General features: G+C 42.3%; 17 protein-coding genes, 7 tRNA genes and 2 pseudogenes. 9 read left to right on the top strand and 17 right to left on the bottom strand.

The genetic code is table 11. The annotated features are described in order from the left end of the window. Positions 1 to 65: 65 nt before the first annotated feature. The 3 genes from P4S60_RS05815 to P4S60_RS05805 all read right to left on the bottom strand — a co-directional run bounded on the left by P4S60_RS05815 (position 66) and on the right by P4S60_RS05805 (position 3,828). Complete coding sequence (locus P4S60_RS05815) at positions 66 to 722, bottom strand: CatA-like O-acetyltransferase (RefSeq protein ID WP_442961474.1); 657 nt, start codon at positions 720 to 722, stop codon at positions 66 to 68. Between the two features lie 136 nt (positions 723 to 858). After that, entirely contained in the window at positions 859 to 1,899 is a 1,041-nt protein-coding gene (locus P4S60_RS05810) for a Leu/Phe/Val dehydrogenase (protein ID WP_063706017.1), read from the bottom strand. 402 nt (positions 1,900 to 2,301) lie between these two features. Then, positions 2,302 to 3,828 (bottom strand): fumarate hydratase, encoded by a 1,527-nt coding sequence (locus P4S60_RS05805; RefSeq protein WP_063706019.1) that lies wholly within the window; start codon positions 3,826 to 3,828, stop codon positions 2,302 to 2,304. Positions 3,829 to 4,009: 181 nt separating this feature from the next. Between P4S60_RS05805 and pabB the strand changes: the two genes are divergently transcribed. The 3 genes from pabB (at position 4,010) to P4S60_RS05790 (ending at position 7,426) form a co-directional block, all read left to right on the top strand. Further along, positions 4,010 to 5,353, top strand: a complete 1,344-nt coding sequence (pabB, locus tag P4S60_RS05800) for an aminodeoxychorismate synthase component I (RefSeq protein WP_337115318.1) — start codon at positions 4,010 to 4,012, stop codon at positions 5,351 to 5,353. 17 nt (positions 5,354 to 5,370) lie between these two features. Continuing rightward, the gene (locus P4S60_RS05795) at positions 5,371 to 5,949 is read left to right on the top strand and encodes an NUDIX hydrolase (RefSeq protein ID WP_337115317.1); all 579 of its coding nucleotides are present in this window, start codon (positions 5,371 to 5,373) and stop codon (positions 5,947 to 5,949) included. 100 nt (positions 5,950 to 6,049) lie between these two features. Further along, a complete protein-coding gene (locus tag P4S60_RS05790) occupies positions 6,050 to 7,426 on the top strand; it encodes an L-serine ammonia-lyase (RefSeq protein ID WP_337115316.1) in 1,377 nt (458 codons plus the stop codon). 44 nt (positions 7,427 to 7,470) lie between these two features. Here the strand turns inward: P4S60_RS05790 and cysB are convergent, their stop codons facing one another. Beyond that, positions 7,471 to 8,448 carry an HTH-type transcriptional regulator CysB gene (cysB, locus tag P4S60_RS05785; protein WP_063706027.1) on the bottom strand — a complete coding sequence of 326 codons (978 nt, stop codon included), beginning with the start codon at positions 8,446 to 8,448 and terminating at the stop codon, positions 7,471 to 7,473. 298 nt (positions 8,449 to 8,746) lie between these two features. Between cysB and P4S60_RS05780 the strand changes: the two genes are divergently transcribed. Next, positions 8,747 to 9,505: a hypothetical protein gene (locus tag P4S60_RS05780; protein WP_119852041.1), complete on the top strand. Its 759-nt coding sequence runs from the start codon at positions 8,747 to 8,749 to the stop codon at positions 9,503 to 9,505. A gap of 26 nt (positions 9,506 to 9,531) precedes the next feature. Here P4S60_RS05780 and P4S60_RS05775 read toward each other — a convergent pair whose 3' ends face one another. Further along, positions 9,532 to 10,824 carry an NCS2 family permease gene (locus P4S60_RS05775; RefSeq protein ID WP_337115315.1) on the bottom strand — a complete coding sequence of 431 codons (1,293 nt, stop codon included), beginning with the start codon at positions 10,822 to 10,824 and terminating at the stop codon, positions 9,532 to 9,534. Positions 10,825 to 10,945: 121 nt separating this feature from the next. Between P4S60_RS05775 and P4S60_RS05770 the strand changes: the two genes are divergently transcribed. Further along, on the top strand, positions 10,946 to 11,410 hold the full coding sequence (locus P4S60_RS05770; protein WP_119852042.1) for a sel1 repeat family protein: 465 nt from the start codon (positions 10,946 to 10,948) through the stop codon (positions 11,408 to 11,410). A 23-nt stretch (positions 11,411 to 11,433) separates the two neighbouring features. Here P4S60_RS05770 and P4S60_RS05765 read toward each other — a convergent pair whose 3' ends face one another. From P4S60_RS05765 to dnaQ, 10 genes and pseudogenes are all read right to left on the bottom strand, one after another. Beyond that, the gene (locus tag P4S60_RS05765) at positions 11,434 to 12,156 is read right to left on the bottom strand and encodes a helix-turn-helix domain-containing protein (protein ID WP_337115314.1); all 723 of its coding nucleotides are present in this window, start codon (positions 12,154 to 12,156) and stop codon (positions 11,434 to 11,436) included. A gap of 216 nt (positions 12,157 to 12,372) precedes the next feature. Continuing rightward, a tRNA-Asp gene (locus tag P4S60_RS05760) sits at positions 12,373 to 12,449 on the bottom strand. A gap of 50 nt (positions 12,450 to 12,499) precedes the next feature. Then, positions 12,500 to 12,576: transfer RNA gene (locus P4S60_RS05755), tRNA-Asp, on the bottom strand. Between the two features lie 31 nt (positions 12,577 to 12,607). Further along, positions 12,608 to 12,684, bottom strand: a tRNA-Asp gene (locus P4S60_RS05750). A 37-nt stretch (positions 12,685 to 12,721) separates the two neighbouring features. Beyond that, positions 12,722 to 12,798: transfer RNA gene (locus P4S60_RS05745), tRNA-Asp, on the bottom strand. 30 nt (positions 12,799 to 12,828) lie between these two features. Next, a tRNA-Asp gene (locus P4S60_RS05740) sits at positions 12,829 to 12,905 on the bottom strand. A 41-nt stretch (positions 12,906 to 12,946) separates the two neighbouring features. Beyond that, positions 12,947 to 13,023 (bottom strand) — tRNA-Asp (locus tag P4S60_RS05735). 27 nt (positions 13,024 to 13,050) lie between these two features. Continuing rightward, positions 13,051 to 13,127 (bottom strand) — tRNA-Asp (locus tag P4S60_RS05730). A 98-nt stretch (positions 13,128 to 13,225) separates the two neighbouring features. Beyond that, positions 13,226 to 14,598, bottom strand: a pseudogene (locus P4S60_RS05725) (TIGR03503 family protein). A 30-nt stretch (positions 14,599 to 14,628) separates the two neighbouring features. Continuing rightward, positions 14,629 to 15,319, bottom strand: a pseudogene (dnaQ, locus tag P4S60_RS05720) (DNA polymerase III subunit epsilon). Positions 15,320 to 15,387: 68 nt separating this feature from the next. Between dnaQ and rnhA the strand changes: the two are divergent. Further along, complete coding sequence (rnhA, locus tag P4S60_RS05715) at positions 15,388 to 15,855, top strand: ribonuclease HI (RefSeq protein ID WP_337115313.1); 468 nt, start codon at positions 15,388 to 15,390, stop codon at positions 15,853 to 15,855. Positions 15,856 to 15,945: 90 nt separating this feature from the next. Beyond that, positions 15,946 to 16,809, top strand: a complete 864-nt coding sequence (locus P4S60_RS05710) for an MBL fold metallo-hydrolase (RefSeq protein ID WP_337115312.1) — start codon at positions 15,946 to 15,948, stop codon at positions 16,807 to 16,809. Here the strand turns inward: P4S60_RS05710 and P4S60_RS05705 are convergent. Continuing rightward, on the bottom strand, positions 16,780 to 17,538 hold the full coding sequence (locus P4S60_RS05705; RefSeq protein WP_119852048.1) for a class I SAM-dependent methyltransferase: 759 nt from the start codon (positions 17,536 to 17,538) through the stop codon (positions 16,780 to 16,782). The genes P4S60_RS05710 and P4S60_RS05705 overlap by 30 nt on opposite strands. 53 nt (positions 17,539 to 17,591) lie before the next feature. Between P4S60_RS05705 and gloB the strand changes: the two genes are divergently transcribed. Together gloB and P4S60_RS05695 are read left to right on the top strand one after the other, a co-directional pair. Further along, positions 17,592 to 18,365, top strand: coding sequence for a hydroxyacylglutathione hydrolase (gloB, locus tag P4S60_RS05700; RefSeq protein ID WP_337115311.1), 774 nt, complete (start codon positions 17,592 to 17,594; stop codon positions 18,363 to 18,365). 147 nt (positions 18,366 to 18,512) lie between these two features. Then, positions 18,513 to 20,099 carry a LysM peptidoglycan-binding domain-containing protein gene (locus P4S60_RS05695; RefSeq protein ID WP_337115310.1) on the top strand — a complete coding sequence of 529 codons (1,587 nt, stop codon included), beginning with the start codon at positions 18,513 to 18,515 and terminating at the stop codon, positions 20,097 to 20,099. Between the two features lie 56 nt (positions 20,100 to 20,155). On the opposite strand, the gene speB is transcribed toward P4S60_RS05695, so the two are convergent. Continuing rightward, positions 20,156 to 21,079, bottom strand: a complete 924-nt coding sequence (speB, locus tag P4S60_RS05690; RefSeq protein WP_063706052.1) for an agmatinase — start codon at positions 21,077 to 21,079, stop codon at positions 20,156 to 20,158. Positions 21,080 to 21,082: the final 3 nt, after the last annotated feature.

Here is a 21,082-nt window from a genome sequence, read left to right as displayed (position 1 = left end):
CCCTAACTTCAGATAATACTACATTAGTTGCAATTCTTACTCACTTTAATGACATTTAGCAACAATCAATTACAAAAATTCGCAATTTTTTCTTGCAAAATTTTCACAAATCTCGCTACATGTAAACCATCCATTAAAGCATGATGCACATCAATTGAAAGCGGCACTTTGCCAGTTTGTGAGTCATACTGACCAAACACAAACTTAGGAATACCAAGGCCATGCCCCTCACTCACCGCATGGGTAAACCCAGTAAAGTTTAACCATGGAAGTACTGAGATATGAATAAGATCAGGCTGTCCTTCTGTTGCAGCAAATGCATCAGAGAAAAATGGTTTTGCTTTACTTGTTTTACCCACAGCAATCGCGTGTTTAGAAAAATCTTCCATCGACGCCTGTTTTTCAAAATAACTAAAGCGAAATGTTTCATCTTCTGCAAGCTCTACCACACTGCCTCTTACAGATGACAGTTGTACCGGCAACGAATCAATTATACGTTGGCGCATTGGTGCATAGTCATGACATGCTTCAAGCGTTAGGTAAACATAGCTGTGAAAGAACGAATACGGTTCTGCTTTGCACTTGTTGTAAAGAGCCGCCATGTCGAGTGAAACACATACATTAAAATATGGCAGAGAAAATTCTTTGAAAAAAGCGAAATGCTGTTTACGAGGCCAAGTATCAAGATTGATTGGGGTTATTTCACAAGGCTGAGTTTTCATTAGGCGTCCTCGAGATTTAAAAACCGAGTGTACCGAGATAGTGAGCCTTCGTCATTTTGTTGCGATAAATAACAGAGACAAAAAAAGGTGCGATCTGCGCACCTTTTTTAACTGTAAATTTAGCTGGTTTACTAAATTATAAGCCGTTTTCGATGATTTCTAATGCTAGTTCATCGGCAATTAAATGCGTCGATTTTTGTTCTTTTTCAGAACGTGCGAAGATTTCAGTTAACGTATCGTAGATACCTTCAACGTGCTTAGTTGATGCTTCTGCACTATAACCTTCTGGTGCTGTTTCGTAGTAAACGTTGATGATACCACCTGCGTTAATTACGTAATCTGGTGCGTATAAGATACCTTTTTCGCGGATGATCTCACCGTGACGAGACTCTGCTAATTGGTTATTCGCACAACCAGCGATAATTGTTGCTTTTAGACGCGGGATAGTCGTGTCGTTTACCGTTGCGCCAAGAGCACAAGGTGCATACACATCAACGTCTAAGTCGTAAATTTCATCAATACCCACAGCCGTTGCATTGAAATCATTTACAACGCGCTCAACAGCTTGCTCGTTGATATCTGTCACAAATAATGTTGCGCCCGCTTCATGTAGGTGTTTACAAAGGCCGTATGCCACTGCACCTAAACCTTGCACAGCTACTTTGATACCAGCAAGGTCTTGATGACCACGTTGATGTTGTAAAGCTGCTTTAATACCTAAAAATGTACCATACGCTGTAAATGGTGAAGGGTTACCACTTTTACCTTCAAGACCTAGCACATAGTTCGTTTCTTTATTCATGATAGCAACATCATCACAGGTGATGTTTACGTCTTCAGCTGAATAGTAGCTACCGCTTAAACGCTCTAATTGACGACCAAATGCACGGAAAAGTTGCTCTGATTTAATTTCTTTTGCATTACCGATGATCACTGACTTACCACCACCAAATGGTAAACGTGCCACAGCATTTTTGTAGGTCATACCTTTTGATAAACGAAGTGCATCAGTAACAGCATCTTCATCAGTTGTGTAGTCCCACATTCTGCAGCCACCAACCGCTGGACCTAACTTGGTATTGTGAACCGCGATAATAGCTTTTAGGCCTGATTCTTTATCTGAACAAAACACCACTTGTTCGTGGTTATCAAAGTCGACTTTATTAAATACAGCCACAGTTAAATACTCCGAAATTTTCTTACCCTAAGGGGTGTGAGCGCTGAAAGTGCCGAGACTTTATCACTTCGCATGCTCGCTTGCTACTAAATGAGATGATAAAACTAAGCAAAGTTCTCAGGCCGAAATAACAACTCAAAAACCAACACTTTATGGAAAAAATATACCAGTCAATGTACGCATTAAGCATTGTTAATTCAAAACAAAATATTAACACCACAAACTTTATTACGTGAACGTAAAGGTAAAGTATAGCGTAAAGAAAAAGTGACAAGAAAAATGTGCCGAGAAAGCCAAGTAAAATCGGCTTTTAAAGAGATGTTGGAGAAATAGCTGAGACTGGTCAGATCAGAAAAAAACGGCGCAGTTGCGCCGTTTTTTATTAAAAGACTTACAAAATGGTTATTTTAATTTGCCATCAAGTTCTTCGATTTTTGCTTTCCAAATAGCTGGGCCTTGCGTATGCGCATTTGCACCTTCACTATCAACAGCAACCGTTACTGGCATATCTTCTACTTCAAACTCGTAGATTGCTTCCATACCTAAATCTTCGAATGCGACAACGCGTGCTTTCTTGATTGCTTTAGATACAAGGTAAGCTGCACCACCTACCGCCATTAAGTAAATAGACTTATTGTTCTTGATTGATTCTACTGTAGCAGGACCACGCTCAGCCTTACCAATCATACCGATGATGCCCGTTTTTTCTAACATCATATCAGTGAATTTATCCATACGCGTTGCAGTTGTAGGGCCAGCAGGACCTACCGCTTCATCACCCACTGCATCTACAGGGCCAACGTAGTAGATAAACTTGTTATCAAAATCAACGCCTTCAGGTAAACCTTCACCTGATTGAATCATATCTTGTAAACGTTTATGTGCGGCATCACGACCCGTTAAAATAGTACCAGACAGAAGAACCGTTTCACCCATCTTCCATTCTTGCGTGTCTTCTTTAGTCAGTGTGTTTAAATCAACGCGACGTGTACCTTCACCTACTTCAAATGTAACTTCTGGCCAATCTTCTAGTTTAGGCGCTTTAAGATCAGCAGGGCCTGAACCATCTAACGTGAAGTGTACGTGACGAGTTGCTGCACAGTTCGGGATCATTACCACTGGTTTTGATGCTGCGTGAGTTGGTGCCGTTTTGATTTTCACATCAACTACGGTTGTTAAACCACCAAGACCTTGAGCACCAATACCTAACTTATTAGCACGTTCGAAGATATCGATACGCATTTTTTCTTCAGTTGTTTCAGCGCCACGCTCAATCAGCTCGTGAATATCAACCGGATCCATTAATGATTCTTTCGCTAGTACCGCGGCTTTTTCTGCAGTACCACCAATACCTATACCTAGCATGCCAGGTGGACACCAGCCCGCACCCATCGTTGGTAATGTTTTCTCAACCCATGCAGCCACATCATCAGATGGGTTAAGCATAACCATTTTCGTTTTATTTTCTGAGCCGCCGCCCTTCGCTGCAACCATTACCTCAACTTCGCCACCTGGCACTAAGTCGATATGAACAACTGAAGGTGTATTGTCTTTGGTGTTTTTACGCGTACCAGCTGGGTCTGCAACAATTGATGCGCGTAACGGGTTATCTGGGTTTAAGTATGCGCGACGTGTACCTTCATCAACCATTTGCTGTACAGTCATGTCTGTTTTATCCCACTTAACATCCATACCTACTTTTACGAAACAGGTAATGATACCTGTATCTTGACATAGCGGACGTTTACCTTCAGCAGACATACGAGAGTTAATTAAAATTTGCGCAATGGCATCTTTTGCCGCTTTGCTTTGCTCTTTGTTGTAAGCTTTTTCTAAGGCTTGTACGAAATCGAGAGGGTGATAAAAAGAAATGTATTGCAATGCATCTTCAATGCTATCAATGAAGTCTTGCTGACGAATTGTACTCATTACGGGTTCCTTAAGTTTTTATCGCGTAGCGCTGTACGTGATCCTGAGTAAACCGGTGACGAAGATTTACTCTACGGGTTAGTCATGGCATCACTATAAAGGAAATCATAACGCTGCCAATCAAATTTAACTTATGATACCCTCCTCGCCCGTTTCGGGCTAGTTATTCAGGGCAATGTAGATGATAAACGATGAAAATTTGTGCATTAAATTAGATTTAAGCGGTGATTGTATCGCGCTATTTAGTCATTTTGCTCATTTACCCCATGCTGTGTTGCTCGATTCAGCCAATAGCGAGCATGTAAATAGCCGCTTCGATATCATTGCCATTGCGCCATTAAAGCGATTAGAAGTGCGTGAAAATACATGCTTTGTCGACGGCAAGGCGCAATCAAGTGATTGTTTTAGCTTGATGAAAGCAGGTCTTCAGGAATTTAATCACACAGCAAACCCTAACAGTCTGCCTTTTACAGGTGGTTGGCTTGGCTATTTTGGTTATGACTTAGGCCGCGTGATTGAAACTATGCCAAATCATGCCGAAAACGACATTAACATGCCGCAAATGGCTGTTGGACTTTATCCTGATGCTCTTATTTTTGATAAGCAACAGCAAAGCTGGTTTTACGTTTGTCAGCCAAATCAAAATCGCTTAGCGCTATACCAGCAGCACCTAAACGAAACGCCAGCAAGTGCAGAGTTCGCGCTACAAAGCGACTGGCAGTCAAATATGAGCAAAGCCAGCTACAGCGAAAAATTCGAGAAAATTCAAGCTTATTTAAAAAGTGGTGACTGTTACCAGATCAACCTTGCGCGACGATTTAAAGCCGAATTTTCAGGTTCAACATGGCAAGCCTATAAACAACTTCGAGAAGCGAATAAAGCCCCATTTTCAAGCTATATAAATCACCCAAATGGCGCTATTTTATCTATCTCCCCTGAGCGCTTTATTTCTATAAATCAAGGTCAAATAGAAACCAAGCCCATTAAAGGAACACTCCCTCGTTTGGCTGACCCTGAACAAGACCAAGCACAAGCAACCCGTTTACAACAATCTGAAAAAGACCGCGCAGAAAATGTCATGATTGTTGATCTGCTGCGCAACGATTTAGGCAAAGTGGCTCGTCCAGGTAGTGTCACCGTACCCTCGCTATTTGCCATTGAAAGCTTTCCAGCTGTACATCATTTAGTAAGTACTGTGCGCGCAGAATTAGCGGATGGCAAAGATTCCGTTGACCAAATTCATGCCGCTTTCCCGGGTGGTTCAATTACCGGAGCACCGAAAATTCGCGCTATGGAAATTATTGAAGAACTCGAACCACATCGCCGTAGTGTGTACTGCGGCTCAATTGGCTATTTGAGTGCCTGTGGCAACATGGATACCAGTATCACAATTCGTACTTTAGTGTGTCATCAAGGTGCAATTTATTGCTGGGCTGGCGGTGGCATTGTGGCTGATTCAAAGGTCGACTTGGAGTACCAAGAAACTTACGATAAAGTAAATAAAATACTGCCTTTATTAAAGTAAAAGTTGAAGTCACAACCTTGAATAGCCAGCAAATAATTGCCCGTTTTAGTTTAAGTCAAACCACAGAGCCCCCAGCGACCATTCGCTTTAATGCCGAAAAGCGTGCCAGTGCCGTGATGTTACCTTTGCTAGATATTAATGACGAAGCGCATTTGTTGCTGTGCAAACGACCAAGTTATTTACTTCATCACCCTGGGGAAATTTGCTTACCAGGTGGAAAGTATGAAGAGCAAGATGACACGTTAATGCACACAGCCCTTCGAGAGCTCAATGAAGAGCTTAATATTGGCACACATCAAGTGACTGTCCACGGTAAATTACACCAGTACGCGACCCTGACTGGTTTCACTATTGAGCCTTTTGTGTGTACCCTCAGCAAAGGGACAACATGGCAAGCAGATCCCAACGAAGTTGCTGCCAGCTTTTTACTGCCTTTATCTTATTTGAGTAACCAACAAAATTGGCAGCCCCTTCCCTTTGAGCGAAATGGTAAAACCATTACATTGCAAGGTTTGATGACCCCCCATGGCCTGCTTTGGGGAGCAACAGCGAGCATTATTAATAACTTTATAAAACAGCTCGCCCTACCAGTTTAATTATCCTGCTTTTAGGGTTACACAGACACGTTTAAACGTTATTATGTGGCACCGTTCAAAGGCAGGTAGTATGCCGTTAAAGGAAAATGAGTAGCAAATTATGATCAGTGCATTCGATATGTTTAGTATTGGTATTGGCCCATCGTCATCTCACACTGTTGGCCCAATGCGCGCTTCGCGTTTATTTGTAAACGAATTAGAAGAAAAAAACTTACTTGCAAACGTCACCGATATTAAAGTTGAGCTGTTTGGCTCACTCGGTCAAACAGGTATTGGCCACGGCTCAGGTAAAGCCGTGATCTTAGGCCTTGCCGGCTATGATCCAGAAACCATTGATGCTGATTTAGTTGACGATATTCTGGCAAAAATCGAAAAAGAACAGGTTATTTACTTAAACCAAAGCCATAAAGCCAATTTCCCTAAGCAAGGTGCGATTGTATTCCATCGTCGTAAAACACTACCAAAGCACTCAAATGCGATGGAAATCATTGCGAGTCAAAATGGCGAAAAGCTATTCAGTAAAGTGTATTACTCAATCGGCGGCGGATTTATCGTAACTGACGAAGAATTCGAGAACGAAAAACAAAAAGCACTCGAAATACGCGAGGAAAATCCTGCACCTTATCCGTTTAACACAGCTAAAGAGTTATTAGAGCTATGTCGTGAATCAGGGTTTAGTGTATCAACACTTATGATGCACAACGAAAAAACCCTGCGCGGCGAGAAAGACATCAAAGATGAGCTGTTTAATATTTGGCAAGTAATGAAAGCCTGTATTGAACGTGGCATGCGCACAGAAGGGATTTTACCTGGTGGTTTAAAAGTAAAACGCCGTGCACCTAGCCTCCACCTTAAATTAAATATTGAGGTAAACAATGACCCACTACGTGCGATGGACTGGGTTGATTTGTTTGCCCTTGCAGTAAACGAAGAGAACGCGGCCGGTGGCCGTGTAGTTACCGCACCAACCAATGGTGCTGCGGGCATTTTACCTGCGGTATTAATGTATTATCACACTTTCATAAAAGAAGTAGACCGTGATATTGCGACCCGTTACTTATTAACAGCTGCAGCCATTGGTATTTTATATAAAAAGAATGCGTCAATTTCTGGTGCTGAAGTAGGTTGCCAAGGTGAAGTGGGCGTTGCTTGCTCAATGGCAGCGGGCGCCCTAACTGAAATCATGGGTGGTAATGTTGTGCAGGTTGAAAACGCCGCTGAGATTGGTATGGAGCACAATCTAGGTCTAACCTGTGACCCAGTAGGTGGCCTTGTGCAAGTACCATGTATTGAACGTAATGCGATGGGCGCTATTAAAGCAATCAATGCATCACGCCTTGCAATGCGTGGTTCTGGCGAGCAAAAAGTGACCCTTGATAAGGTAATTAAAACCATGCTCGACACTGGTAATGATATGAAAACAAAATACAAAGAAACCGCTCGCGGTGGCTTAGCAGTTAATATCATCGAGTGTTAATTTTCCGCACAATAAAAAGCCGCTTTAAAGCGGCTTTTTTATTTCTATTTTACTGGTAACTCTATGTTTTCGAAGAGCTTATCAACATCTTCTTGGTTGCGTAATAAGCTTGCTCGCTCAACCAGCTCTTTGGTTAAGTGTGGTGCAAATCGTTCAATAAAATCATACATATAGCTACGTAAAAAGCTGCCTTTTCTAAAGCCAATCTTGGTTGTGCTCGCTTCAAATAAATGGCTTGCATCTATACACACTAAATCAGTGTCTGTTACTTGGTCTATTGCCATCGATGCGACAACGCCCACACCTAGGCCTAAACGCACATAGGTTTTGATTACATCAGCATCCGTTGCAGTAAATACGATATGTGGCTCAAGCCCATGAGCATTGAAAGCTTTATCTAATTCAGAGCGGCCAGTAAAACCAAACACATATGTTATCAGCGGGTATTTAGCCACATCGGCAACCGTTAAGTTATCAGCCTTTTGCGCAAGTGGGTGTGTTTTTGCCACTACGATACTGCGATTCCAGTGATAGCACGGCAACATAACTAAATCAGAGTATAAATGCAGTGCCTCAGTCGCAATGGCAAAATCAGCGTCGCCTCGTGCTGCTGCATCAGAAATCTGCTGTGGCGTACCTTGATGCATATGCAAAGACACTGCCGGGTACTTTTTCATAAAGCCTTGAATAACATTAGGTAATGCATAGCGTGCTTGTGTGTGCGTGGTCGCGATATTTAGTTTACCTTGATCCGGTAAGGTATGTTCATTGGCAACCGCTTTGATACCCTCAACCTTTGATAGTATCTCCCGAGAAATATTAATGATTTCGTTACCAGCACTAGTTACATGCGTTAAGTGTTTGCCACTACGACCAAAGATCTGCACACCAAGTTCATCTTCAAGCATACGAACTTGTTTCGAGATCCCCGGTTGCGAGGTAAATAAACTTTCTGCTGTTGCAGAGACATTCAATTTATGATTTTGGACTTCGACTATATATCTGAGTTGTTGTAGTTTCATGGCTGCATTGTAAACGTTGTTATTGTTTATTTATAAAGGCTGCAAAGCACAATGCCAAGTGATATTTCATCGCGCTATACATTTATATCGATTGTTTCTAAGGCTAACACATTAAATTACGGCTCGGTAGCCGTGTTTACACGCAAAATATTCAATAAAGGTGCTAGTTTAGCGCTATACTCATTATAAAGTAGTAACCATCGGAAGTTTATTCTAGATAACTAACCGCAAAGCTGTTCAGATCTAATCTTTTTAATGTAATATAAAAAAATTAGATAGTTAAAACTGAGATTTAGTAATGATTGTTTCTATCATCATCATGCTCATTGTTGCATTAATCGTCATTGCACTGTGGGTAAGTGCGGTGCAACAACATAAAGAAAAGCAAGAAGCAGAGCGCCGTAAAGAGTTAACAAAGTTAAAGAAAATCATTGAAGAAGCAGAAGATGTTTTGCTTAACAGTGCTAATATTCCTATGTCTGAAAACATCCTGCGTATTCTCCAGCGTCGTATTTATGATGCTCTAGCAGGTATGGTCGAACTTTCTCCAAGCTCAAAAGAGTTAAAAAATCGCTTAAAAGAATCTAAAGAACGTTTAACCTCGCCAATAGAAGCAAATAACAGTGAGGCACTGGTGTTACCGGATAACGACAAGCAACTGATCGCCTTAATCCAAGGTATTAAAAAATTACGAGCAGTACTTCGCTCAGAGCATGGTAAAGGTAAAGTTGATAGCCAAGTATTTGTTGCAGAAGATAAACGCCTTGAAAAATTGCAGTTAAGGATCAATGTAGAAAGCCAAATCAAACGTGGTTTATCTGCTCGATCGGCAAACATGGTGGGATCAGCTAGACAATATTTTGAAAAGGCGCTTGCTACCCTATCGGGTGTAAGCTACAGCGATGAATATGTGAGTGCGAAACGACAAGAAGTTGAAAATTACTTAGAAGCGATTAGCTCTGAATTGAAAGCATCTAATGCAACGTCATTGAAGAAAAAAGCAGAACAAGAGCAAGACGATTTAGACGTGTTATTCGCACCAAAGAAAAAGTGGTAAACCACTTTTTCTTTGCTTTGAGCTGATTAAGATAAAAACGCAAACTTAACGATAAATAATGCTGTTAATACCCACACACTTATACTGATTTCATCTTTTTTACCACATACCAACTTCACCGCAGTATACGAAATAAAACCCAGTGCAATACCGTGCGCAATCGAGAACGTTAACGGTGTCATCAATAATACCACACTCACCGGAATGGCATCTGTCATATCATCCCAATTGACCAGCTTTAAGTTTTGCATCATTAAAACCGCAACATACAAAATCGCACCTGCCGTTGCATAAGCTGGGATCATACCGGCTAGTGGTGCAAAGAACATCATTAACAAGAAACAAATGCCTACAACCACCGCGGTAAGACCTGTACGGCCGCCCACAGATACGCCTGCTACTGATTCAATGTACGACGTCGTTGTTGACGTACCAAGCATTGAGCCTGCAATGGTTGCTGTGCTGTCTGCACTTAATGCACGACCTAAGCGAGGCATTTTACCTTGCTCATCAGCAAGCCCTGCTTTTTGCGTAACAGCAACTAAAGTGCCTGAGGTATCAAACAAATCAACAAATAAGAAAGCAAAAATCACTGTTAGCATTGAGATTTCTAATGCTGATGCAAAATCTAATTGCATAAAGGTTGGCGCAATTGAAGGTGGCATTGACATAATACCTTGGTATTGCACAAGGTCTAAACCAAGGGCGATAGCCGTTACCAATAAAATACTAATTAGCACGCCACTTTTCATGTCGCGATATAAAAGAGCCGCAATCACAAAAAAGCTAAAAATGGCGAGTAAAGGACCCGGCGCTGTGATGTCGCCTAACTGCACTAGCGTTGCAGGGCTTGCTACGATAATCCCCGCATTTTTCAATGCAATAAGCGCTAAGAAAGCACCGATACCTGTGGCAATGGCACGCTTTAATACCAGTGGAATGGCATCAATGATCCACTCTCGCACCTTAAATAGGCTTAAACATAAAAAGATACAGCCAGACATAAATACTGCGCCAAGGGCAGCTTGCCAAGTGTGGCCCATCCCAAGCACGACACCATAGGTAAAGAAAGCGTTTAAGCCCATACCTGGCGCCAATGCTAATGGGTAGTTAGCCCATAAACCCATGATAAAACAGCCGATTGCAGCTGCAATACAGGTTGCAACAAATGCCGCACCTTGATCCATTCCTGCTTCTGCTAACATGGCTGGGTTAACAAATACAATGTAAACCATGGTAATGAATGTTGTAATACCAGCAATAGTCTCGCGGCGCACAGAGGTGTTGTTTTCAGTGATTTTGAAAAGTCTTTCGAACATGTTGAACTTTAAGTTGAGATTAATTGGCTAATTTTATCATATTTTATCTCAATAAGAGGACATTTTACCTTGCAATGTTCTAAACTAATAAGGTCTTTTATTTCAAGAAAATAACTAAACTATGTCTGATAATTCGCCAGTAGGCTTAGATTTAGAGCAACAGCTTGATAATGTACTTGCCTTTATTACCCAACCCGATAAAGGGTCGGCGCCAGATAAAAGTACTCAATCTGTTGAAAACGTACTAAACAAAGCTTTATATTATTTAAAAAATGAACAGCCTCCCCTTGCTGCGAAATGGATGCGCCTCGCTGCTATGGCAGGTAACCATAGAGCACAATTTTATATGGGACTGTTTTTCATCAAAGGGCAAGGTGTTCCACACAGTGTTTTTCATGGCGCGGTGTGGCTAAGTCTGGCAAGTAGCCAAGGTTATGAACCTGCAACCGCTGCACTTGATGACCTGAGAAAACACATCAGTACGCGCAGATTACATGATGCGCAAAGCTATGCAGCGACCTTATACGAACAAATCCACCAGCAACAGTTTGCGCATTTAATTCCTCGCGATCCTGACGCCAGCTAACACGCGTCAGGTTCTACAACTCATTAATGCTGTCTTGTCAGTTTACTCTCAAATGTGATGAGCCCTGCACCAACTACAAGCAATAAGATACCTATAAACTCAAGCCATACATGGCCTTTATGAGGCTTGATAACGGGTGTTTTTGAAGTCAGGCTATACAAACGCCTTCCTTGCTCGTCAGATTCTACAAACGAAAAACCTTTATAATCCGCTGAGATAATAAATTTAAAATCATGCCTGCTAATCATTTCTCGGCGTTTTGCATCTATTTTCTCGCTGCTTTGTTCTACGAGTAGCGTTCGCCAATCATGAAAAATGCCATCTGGTTCATTATCTTTCACTACACCATATGATTTGTACTCATAGAACTTTGTATTGAATAGCTTTTCTTGATGCCCTAAATAAAACATGGCACAGCCTAGCGCACTTAATAGTATGGCAATATAGATCAATGAGCGCTGTTTAATGAATTGCTTATTACTTTGTTGCTTATACCAAGCTTCAATGTCAGGCACATTAATCAATCTCGCTTTATCTACAGAATGTTTTAATGGCTCCATAAAGTCGCAAATTGTTAGATTGAGCGCCGTTAATATTGAACGAAATGTGTCATTAGAAGGCACTGATTTATCGTTCTCAAGTTTTGAAAGGTAACTTTGCTCTATTCCAACTTGCTCTGCAAATTCTGGTTGGCTTAGTTTCAGCTCACTGCGATAGTGTCTTAGTTGTGTTCCGAATGTACTCATAACGCATTTCCTTTTTGTTGTGGAGCCGCCATTCTTTGCTATTCATTCAGATATAAAAAGCTGAATAAATAGGAATAATGAAGAATATTAGCAAGATAGGATGAAAGATACGAGATACGAGATACGAGATACGAGATACGAGATACGAGATACGAATAAGAAAATAGTAAGGTGTAATGTAAAGACTTATCTAATCATTTGCTTGAGGAAAACAAATGGCGGAGTGGACGGGACTCGAACCCGCGACCCCCGGCGTGACAGGCCGGTATTCTAACCAACTGAACTACCACTCCGCAGTGGTATGTGCATGGGGTAATGCACTTAATTTGTTTATGATATCAAATGGCGGAGTGGACGGGACTCGAACCCGCGACCCCCGGCGTGACAGGCCGGTATTCTAACCAACTGAACTACCACTCCGCAGAGATATCATTGTTATTACTTAATTTGTTGGCGGAGTGGACGGGACTCGAACCCGCGACCCCCGGCGTGACAGGCCGGTATTCTAACCAACTGAACTACCACTCCGCGATACAAATTTTGTAATAAAATAGCGCTTAAATAGTGGCGGAGTGGACGGGACTCGAACCCGCGACCCCCGGCGTGACAGGCCGGTATTCTAACCAACTGAACTACCACTCCGCAGTATCTAATGCTATTTATTTTTCCTATTGGCGGAGTGGACGGGACTCGAACCCGCGACCCCCGGCGTGACAGGCCGGTATTCTAACCAACTGAACTACCACTCCGCAAAGGAAAATGTTTTACAACCATAAGTTGTGCAAGTAATTGGCGGAGTGGACGGGACTCGAACCCGCGACCCCCGGCGTGACAGGCCGGTATTCTAACCAACTGAACTACCACTCCAGCGCATACTTACAAATTGTCGAAAATTGGCGGAGTGGACGGGACTCGAACCCGCGACCCCCGGCGTGACAGGCCGGTATTCTAACCAACTGAACTACCACTCCGCATTTTCGTTGCTGACTGAGTCTCCCCTGACAGCGGCGTGAATAATACGAATCACCCTCTAGTTCGTCAAGGGGTTTTTTGTATTTTTACAGGTTTTTTAGTCATCTGACATCGAAAGGTTTAAAATTTCACCTGATTTGTCATTTTTTGAGCCGTTTTTGCCAACTTCATTTTCATTCGTTGCTTGCTCATCATTTTCGGTTTGATTTTTTTCTTTAAAAACGGTAAAGAGATTTTAAATTTCAGTGGTTTCTTCTGAACAAAAATTCTAATTGCCAGCCAACCCAATAAAAGTACGGTTAAATTTCCAACAACAATTAAGATCACCATGAGCATGGTGGACGCTTTTTGTTCTTCTTCAATAATTCGTTGTTGCTCCGCTTGCGCTTCTAAATCGATTTCAGGGCGAACAATTTCTGGTACAGCTTCAATTGGTCGCTCAATTTCAAATTTATACGTCGGTAACGTAGCCATAAATTCACGGTCATTTATATTGCTACCAAATACAGAAAGCTCAACACTGTATCGTCCCCAATCATAGTTTTTAATAGCAAGCTCTCGTGTTTGCGATTTATCTGCATCTAAAGAGAACATTTGCTCTTCATTATTGGGGTAATAAATTTTCCCTTGAATGAGCACGGTTTCTGGTTTGACGATTTCAGGGTTCAGCGAGATTGTTAAAATATGATCATCGTCATCTTGCTCAGCAAGTGCTATTTCATAATCAAAAGGCGGCTCATGCACCACAATTGGCTTTTGTACTACGGTACGCTTTAATATAGGCGTTTCTATATAAAGCTCTGGCTGCCACTCCCCTGCCGGAAAGACCAGCTTAAATTCACCAGTAAACACCCCATCAAGCGGACGCTCATCAAAGCCACGGCCATCATCTTTAAAGTCAGTGACACTTTGCGTACCGGCACCAAAGTTTGCGAAATCACTGTTATTAGTGCTGACAAAATCAACATGCAAACTGATTACATCACGAAACTGGCCAACTTTAATCGGTTCACCGTCATTTAATACACGGCCCGTCAGTTTTATAGTCTCACCACGAAACAGCATAGGCGGGAGTGGATCAACATTAAGCTCTATTTCACCCAGCACCATAATACGGCTATCTGGTAAGATACTGCCGACCACTTGCCAAGGGCCAGGCATAGGATTGCTAATGGTGATCAAGTCATAGCTCAGTTCATCATGCCAATCGAGGTCATTATTTTTAACTGAGTCAGTCGCGTAATACTTAGTACCATCAGGGCGAACTAACACCACAGCAGGGGCACCGCGCTTACGAAAGAAGAGTAAGGTAACTTTATCGATTTTATGATCGATACGAAAACGGTTCTCTAGCAGGGGAATTTCATTTTGCACTCCATCACGTTCTAATGGGGTTATTTTATCTTGCTCGTTGGCAAATCCCGTGAAGGGAATTAAACACACTAATCCTGCTAGCAGCTGTTTTCTCATTTTATTACCTTATTCTGCACGCCATAGGCATTAGCCACCCTTTGCAACCAAGTCTAAACGCTCTTCGTGAGCGGCGTGCTCTTGTTCTGTTGCTCTTAATACCACAAGCGGTGCTCTATCTGCACTTAGTCGGCGAATACCACCCAGTTGTTGAGTTGAGCCTTCATCTTTATTTTGATTAAGATTCAGCTTTACTTGCCCACCGGTCATTGACAGGTAAACATCAGCTAGGATCTCGGAATCCAGTAATGCGCCGTGTAAAGTACGCTTTGAGTTATCAATATCGTAACGGCGGCAAAGCGCATCAAGGTTATTCTTTTGACCAGGGTGCAAGTCACGCGCCATTTTTAATGTATCAAGTACACTACATACATCGGCAGTATTCGGAAAACCTTGATTTAACAATGCAAACTCATTGTCCATGTGGCCGATATCGAACAGCCGCGTTATGAATAACAAGCTCTGCACCACGAATATACTCTAAAAACTCATGGGCAATTTGGTGGTACAAAGGTTTATCACGCAAAAATTCATTGGTGATACCATGTACGTCTATTGCTTCTTCTTCTATTTCACGTTGCGGATTGATATACACATGAAAGTTGTTGCCAGTTAGACGGCGATTTACAAGTTCAACACAACCGATCTCAATGATGCGGTGGCCTTGCTTTGGGTCAATACCCGTGGTTTCTGTATCTAAAACTATTTGTCTATGTGCCATATCGTCTTAAGCCTGACTCTGGTATCTTTCTATATTCACTTTATTGTACACAATATCAAGGTAAAACAGTGCAGAAAACCGTAGAGATTTACACCGATGGATCATGTTTAGGAAATCCAGGGCCTGGAGGGTATGGCATCGTGATGCGATACAACGGCCACGAGAAGCAATTAAGTCAAGGCTATACCCTAACAACAAATAATCGGATGGAAATGCTCGGAGCTATCGTTGCACTAGAAACCCTCACCCGCTCTTGTCACGTCATTCTGACGACCGATAGCCAATATGTGAAACAAGGTATTGAGTCATGGGTTGAAAATTGGAAAAAACGCGGCTGGAAAACTGCGGCTAAAAAACCAGTTAAGAATGTCGATTTATGGAAACGACTCGATGTTGCCTGCCAACAACACAGCGTAGAATGGCGCTGGGTAAAAGGCCATAGCGGTAATAAATACAATGAGATTGTTGACGATCTTGCCCGTGAAGCAGCTGGCAGCGATCAATTACTTGAAGACACAGGTTACGACGGTAATTAAAAGTACCTTGAAATAAACTTGGCGCAGGCCGTTTTATATTTTTGTTATATGCTATAAGATTTGGCTATAACGAAATATAAAGGATTCATTATGGCTCTGCGCATTCACTCTTTTTTTCATCAACAAAGCGCCACACTCTGCTACTTAGTATGTTGCGAAAGCACTAAAAATTGCTTATTGATTGATGCGCCAGCTGATTTTGATATGCCAAGTGGTGAGTTAAGTTTTACCACCGCCAATGAGATCATCAGCTATATAAAGACCGAGCAGCTGACATTGCAATGGCTCCTTGAAACCCATGCCCATGCTGACCATATCACCGCAGCAAGTTATATAAAGCAGCAATTACAAGACACACATCCTTGTAAGCTCGGCACGGGTGAAGGCATCACTCAAGTGCAACAGCACTTTAGCCAGCTTTATAATCTTGATATGCCATGTAATGGTGAACCTTTTGATGCTTTATTTGCTGATAAAGCACAATTTCAGTTAGGTGATTACACAGTAGATGTGATTGCCACACCGGGCCATACCCCTGACAGCGTGTGTTTTCACATTGATGGCAATGTATTTGTTGGTGACACCTTCTTTATGCCAGACAGTGGCACAGCCCGTTGTGATTTCCCCGGCGGTAGCGCGAGCGAGCTATATGATTCACTACAACGAATTTTAGCGTTTCCTGACGATACGCTACTTTGGATGTGTCATGACTACCAACCTGATGGGCGCCCGCTGGCGAACAAAACCACGGTTAAAGAGCAGCGCGAGCAAAACATTCATTTAAAAGGCGATAAGCAACGTTTTATTGAAACTCGGGAAGGCCGCGATGCAACCTTAGCAGTACCAAAGCTGTTGCACCCTTCTATTCAATTAAATATTCGTGCAGGCCAGTACCCAAGCAAAACAGATACGCAACAACACTATTTAGCCATCCCGCTCACAGTGCTGCTTTGATGTTTGCCTGAGCCCAGCTCCTTTTACCGGCGAAAATTGCGGCCTTGCATGCCATTTAGGTTTAATTGGTGTAAGCGGGGCCACACGTTTTCGAGCCACCAGCAAATACACACTGCCCATTGGCTTTAAATATTGTTGACCAAAACTGCGCCACGCAGCAAAACGCGATAAACGGTTACCTCTTGCAAGCGATGAATGGATAAATCGCTCATCCGAAATAATTTCAAAACCCAATAGATTCAACCAATCTTTTACTCGCGATGGTGTGAAAAAGCGCCCTGTCCACGGTAGCTTTTGGCGGCTAAAAGGTAATAATTGCGCCAATCCACATAAGCTAAACGGATTAAAGCCTGTGATCACGATGTAACCACCGGGGATCAAAGTACGATGCGCTTCGCGTAAGATATGGTGCGGATCAGAATGATATTCTAAGCAATGCGATAATATGCAAGCATCAACACTGTGCTCATAAAAAGGCAGCTCATCGACATCCGCAATTACACCGGTAAATAACCCCTGCTCTGCGACACAAACTTGATGCTTAATAGGACTTTCACTGGTGGCCAGCTCGCCACTTAAATTACCAAGTTTAAGCATGTGATAGCCAAACATACGTGGCAGCCATGGCGTTAGCTTACGTTCAATTTCAGCACGTAAATAGTCACCATGAGGGAACTGCTGCCAAGAGTATGGCTTAGGACCTTCTTGAAAACTAAGGGCTGGTTTCATTTTCTGAGCTCGTTATACTGTGTGTTAACTGTCACTTTATAGAGCAATTAAACATGGTGCAAGTTAAAGCAATTAAAGCCTTTTCTGATAATTACATTTGGTGCATCAGCAATGAAGCTGAGCAAACAGCCTGGGTCGTTGACCCCGGTCAAGCTGAACCCGTTTTAAATTATCTAAGCGAACATAACTTAACACTTCGCGGTATTTTGATAACCCATTATCACTATGATCACACTGATGGCGTGGCTGCACTGGTAAAAGCATTTCGTGACGTTCCCGTTTACGGACCAAGACACAGCCCTTTTAAAGGCATTACTTATGGTGTATCCGAGGCGGATAAAGTCACTGTGTATGATTACACCTTTACCGTGCTTGCGACACCTGGCCATACCCTAGACCATGTTTGTTACATTAATGACGAATTAAGCTTTACTGGCGATACCTTATTTAGTGCTGGCTGCGGACGATTATTTGAAGGCAGCGCTGAGCAAATGTGGCACTCGCTCTGTAAATTAAGAGCTCTGCCCGATGAGTGTAAAATCTACTGCACTCATGAATACACGCAGGCTAACTTAGCTTTTGCAAAGGCCGTTGAACCAAATAACGAATACCTTCTCAGCTACAGTGATAAAGTAGATAGACTGCGAGAAAGCGGCAAAATAAGCTTGCCAACTCAATTAGGTGTTGAAAAACAAATAAATCCATTTTTGCGCAGCAACGTAGTAACGATTACTGATGAGCTACCAAATGAGTTAAAAATTAGTTTGGATCTGAATGAACCTTGGCAACGCTTTGCAGGTCTCAGAGCCTGGAAAGATAAGTTTTAAAAAAACGTAAATGTCAGCAGTTACAATTTTGTATATTTAGATCAGCATCTTGCAATAATAAGCTGACATAAACTGGTCATAAAGTGGCAATATGTTCTCAGAGCAGGTAATATTCGCCGAGTTTTTTTACCTGATGTATGGGTATATATGTATAAGTCTCCTTTAGTTTTATCACTTGCGCTGATTTTAAGTGGCTGTCAATTAACAGCTTCTGATTCAGCAAGTACAGATGTTGCAAGCAATAATGTTGAGCAACAATTAGACGGCGCAAGTCCGAGCGACATCAATGATGCATTGATGATCAACGCTCAATATCAACAATTAACCGATATTGATGAGCCGCCTCCTGTATTTGATGATGTATGGGAACGTATTCGTTATCAGCTTTCGATTGATGTGCCACAAAACCGCCCGGTTGTTGCTGAGCGTAACTATTATGCGCGTCATCAGGCCTATTTAGATCGCATCTCTAAGCGTGCTGAGCCTTACTTATACTTTATTGTAGAAGAAGTCGAAAAGCGTCAAATGCCTATCGAAATTGCGCTTTTACCTATTGTTGAAAGTGCGTTTGACCCATTTGGTTATTCACACCGCAGTGCCTCTGGTATTTGGCAATTTATGCCACAAACCGGTGAACGTTTCGATTTAAAGCAAAACTGGTGGTATGACGGTCGCCGTGACATTGTGCAATCAACCCGTGCAGCGCTTGATTACTTATCATATTTACACAAAACCTTAGAAGGCGATTGGTTAAATGCCATTGCGGCCTATAACTCAGGTGAAGGTCGTTTACTGCGTGCGATTAAAAAGAACCGTAAAAAGCATTTACCTACGGATTTTTGGTCACTTGATTTACCAAAAGAAACAACCTCATATGTACCTAAACTGTTAGCCCTGTCTGATCTAGTTAAACGCGACGATGAGTTTGGTGTAAAGTGGCAACCAATTATTAATGCTCAAGTTGTTGAAGCGGTTAATGTAGGAAGCCAAATAGACTTAGCACTTGCCGCTGATATGGCAGATATTAGCTTAACAGAGCTTTATCGTTTAAACCCTGGTTTTAATCGCTGGGCGACAGATCCGAATGGCCCACACTTTTTATTATTACCGTCTGATAAAGTTGAAGCGTTTTCTGACAAACTAGCTAAAACCGAGCAAAAAGACCGCCTACGCTGGCAGCAATATGTGGTCGCTCGCGGCGACAGTTTATCTGTGATTGCGAAGAAGTTTTCGACAAGTACAAACGCGATTAAAACCCTGAATAAGCTTTCATCGAATACTATTCGTGTTGGTCAGCAATTACTTGTGCCATTAAGCGACGGTGAGATAAATAGCCAGCATTTACCAAAATCAGTGCGTATAGCGGCTAATAAAGCAACACGTAAAAAACTTAGCCATAAAGTGGCAAGTGGTGATACATTGTGGGATATCAGCCGTGAGTACGATGTGACCATAGCTGAACTTGCAACATGGAATAAGCTGAAAAAAGACGCTGTACTGCGTGTTGGTCAAAAGCTAACTGTGTACAAAGAAGAAAAGTCACAACTTGCTGCTACACAAATCAAAGAGCGCACCATTACTTATAAGGTTCGCCAAGGTGACTCATTAGCACGCATTGCCGCTAAGTTTAATGTGTCTGTAGAAGATATAATTAAATGGAATTCATTAGCTGGGCAAAAATACATTCAACCTGGGCAAAAACTGAAGTTAAAGGTTGATGTACGAAGCGCATAATTGCTTCATCCAATATCAAAAAAAGAGCGCCTAATGGCGCTCTTTGTCTCTCTCATTTAGTATTTATGCTTCAATGCCCATAAGTGTAATAACTCATTAGCAATGGTCGCTGCAGCAATCGCTGTTAGTTCACTTTGATCATAAGATGGTGATACCTCAACTACATCCATACCGACCATATTAATGCCCTTCAATGCACGAAGAACTTTGAGTACTTTATCGCTGGTTAAGCCACCACACACTGGTGTGCCTGTCCCTGGAGCGAATGCTGGATCAAGGCAGTCAATATCAAAGGTTAGATACACAGGTAAGTCACCCACGCGCGCTTTGATTTGCTCAGCGATATCTTGTGCAGGTAAATCATTTGCAGCCATTGCGTCAATCACTGCAAACTCATGTTTGCTCTGATCAAAGTCAGTACGAATACCGATTTGAATACTGTGATCAACATCAATCAGCCCTTCCATCGGCGCATGATAAAACATGGTACCGTGATCATAGCGCGAGCCATTGCTATAAGTATCTGTGTGGGCATCAAAATGAACTAATGCCATTTTACCGTGTTGCTTAGCATGGGCACGCAGTAGTGGTAAAGTCACAAAGTGGTCACCACCTAAGCCCAATAATGTTTTACCTTGACGAAGAATTTGCTCAGCGGCTAATTCTAACTGCGCGGTAAAATATTCTGGGTCACCTACTGGGTAAGTAAAATCACCTGCATCAGCTAATTTTAAACGCTCAAACAACGGAAACGTCCACGGGTACTTGGTTTCTTCCCATGCTAGGTGCACTGAGGCACGACGAATTGCGTCAGGGCCTAAACGTGCACCAGGACGACCTGAGGTCGCCAAATCAAAGGGTAAACCTAACACCACTACATCGGCATCGATTGCTGTGATGTTCTGCACCATCGGCTGACGTAAAAACGTCATTCCGTTTGAATATAATGAATGATCTGTGTGGTCAAACAATGTCGACATTGC

This window comes from Pseudoalteromonas sp. Hal040, from assembly GCF_037162425.1.
GTDB lineage: Bacteria > Pseudomonadota > Gammaproteobacteria > Enterobacterales > Alteromonadaceae > Pseudoalteromonas > Pseudoalteromonas gelatinilytica.
This window is presented reverse-complemented; position numbering and strand designations above follow the sequence as displayed.

Excerpts from the sequence above, each read along its gene's own strand:
- P4S60_RS05815 (WP_442961474.1), bottom strand. The coding sequence starts at position 722 with ATGAAAACTCAGCCTTGTGAAATAACCCCAATCAATCTTGATACTTGG.
- P4S60_RS05805 (WP_063706019.1), bottom strand. The coding sequence starts at position 3,828 with ATGAGTACAATTCGTCAGCAAGACTTCATTGATAGCATTGAAGATGCA.
- pabB (WP_337115318.1), top strand. The coding sequence starts at position 4,010 with ATGATAAACGATGAAAATTTGTGCATTAAATTAGATTTAAGCGGTGAT.
- P4S60_RS05790 (WP_337115316.1), top strand. The coding sequence starts at position 6,050 with ATGATCAGTGCATTCGATATGTTTAGTATTGGTATTGGCCCATCGTCA.
- cysB (WP_063706027.1), bottom strand. The coding sequence starts at position 8,448 with ATGAAACTACAACAACTCAGATATATAGTCGAAGTCCAAAATCATAAA.
- P4S60_RS05780 (WP_119852041.1), top strand. The coding sequence starts at position 8,747 with ATGATTGTTTCTATCATCATCATGCTCATTGTTGCATTAATCGTCATT.
- P4S60_RS05775 (WP_337115315.1), bottom strand. The coding sequence starts at position 10,824 with ATGTTCGAAAGACTTTTCAAAATCACTGAAAACAACACCTCTGTGCGC.
- P4S60_RS05770 (WP_119852042.1), top strand. The coding sequence starts at position 10,946 with ATGTCTGATAATTCGCCAGTAGGCTTAGATTTAGAGCAACAGCTTGAT.
- P4S60_RS05765 (WP_337115314.1), bottom strand. The coding sequence starts at position 12,156 with ATGAGTACATTCGGAACACAACTAAGACACTATCGCAGTGAGCTGAAA.
- P4S60_RS05710 (WP_337115312.1), top strand. The coding sequence starts at position 15,946 with ATGGCTCTGCGCATTCACTCTTTTTTTCATCAACAAAGCGCCACACTC.
- P4S60_RS05705 (WP_119852048.1), bottom strand. The coding sequence starts at position 17,538 with ATGAAACCAGCCCTTAGTTTTCAAGAAGGTCCTAAGCCATACTCTTGG.
- gloB (WP_337115311.1), top strand. The coding sequence starts at position 17,592 with ATGGTGCAAGTTAAAGCAATTAAAGCCTTTTCTGATAATTACATTTGG.
- P4S60_RS05695 (WP_337115310.1), top strand. The coding sequence starts at position 18,513 with ATGTATAAGTCTCCTTTAGTTTTATCACTTGCGCTGATTTTAAGTGGC.
- speB (WP_063706052.1), bottom strand. The coding sequence starts at position 21,079 with ATGTCGACATTGTTTGACCACACAGATCATTCATTATATTCAAACGGA.